The sequence below is a fragment of the Psychrobacter sp. AOP30-A2-5 genome, assembly GCF_052378115.1.
GTDB lineage: Bacteria > Pseudomonadota > Gammaproteobacteria > Pseudomonadales > Moraxellaceae > Psychrobacter.
Genome location: NZ_JBQSXK010000056.1, coordinates 1 through 1171, shown reverse-complemented (window position 1 = coordinate 1171; position 1171 = coordinate 1). Strand labels below are relative to the sequence as shown.

Genomic DNA, 1171 nt, shown 5'->3' with positions numbered 1-1171 from the left:
GTGGCTCATCTAATACTTTTTTTGCTTCGCATAATTCTAAGAATTTTTTAAGTATCTCTTGCTTCTTATCCAATTCCAAACTGTATTGTTCATTATTACTTTCTAGAACCTTTAAGGCTTCGTCGTATATTGGTTTTAATCTAATGAAGCCATTAAATATATTTGAAGCAATTTCAGGATTTTTCTCCCAGACGTTTTTTTGATGAACCGCTTCAATTGCATGTTCACAGACTGTTTTGTATGTTCCTAACCAGTGTTTATCAAACATTATCATTATTAAAATTAAGATTAGATCATCACTATCTCCAGCATACTCATCAATCAAATAGGGTAAAACCTTTATACAAGCTTCCATACCATCGCCAACTTGATAGCCATAATTATCCAAGAACAGTCTCTTAATACCAGCTTCAATGACTTTTTTACATAAATCTTTGTCGGACTTTGGAAGGAGATGGCTATATTCAATAATTAGCTTTGAACAACTATGAAAAGCAATATTGCGATTGAGCTGTATAAAAGTTGCATCTGATGTGCTTTCAAGCTCTTTTAATAAACTTTTAGTATCATTTAAAGCCAGTAAAGCATTACCTTTGTACTTTTTACTGCTCTCATACTCTTCATCGTTGCTAGAATTTGACCACAAGTCCAATGAAGTATATTTAAACCTTTCGTTATATTCTACTTGTGCTGTTTCACTAATCCTTTTTTGTTTTTCTGTCAATTTTGGTGTAAAAGCAACTTTGGTTTGTTCTTCCTCTTCGATTACCTCAGGTATTAAATTACGTCTATCCATTCTTGCTAACAATATACCTGTAGTTTCATCTCCATCACTCAACTCAGATTTATGTTGATCGATAATCTTAAGAATATTTTCAATAAAGTCTGAGTTTTGACCTTCTGAAAAGCTTTTTACGCCATAAAATTGATAGTGCAGACATAAGTACTCTAAATTCGAATTTCTATGCTTGTCTTCACAAGTTTTGAGACGCTCATCTCTATAAAGAATATTCTTTAAATCTAAGTTAAAACCATATCCCATACTAGAAATTGACTTCACTCGATACTCTGTTCTACATCGCATAGTGTCAGTGTGAAATAAGTCAATAGTTTTGAAAAGCATAAGTGCTATATCATTAAAAGTATTAAAATGTGCTAATACAATGCTAGC

Annotated in this window: 1 protein-coding gene; it reads right to left on the bottom strand. The window is 31.9% G+C overall.

Annotated features, from left to right (window positions below):
- A partial coding sequence (locus ACT3S4_RS14325) for a hypothetical protein (protein ID WP_444761305.1) occupies window positions 1-1060 on the bottom strand: 1060 nt, incomplete at its 3' end.
- Between the last annotated feature and the right edge of the window lie 111 nt (window positions 1061-1171).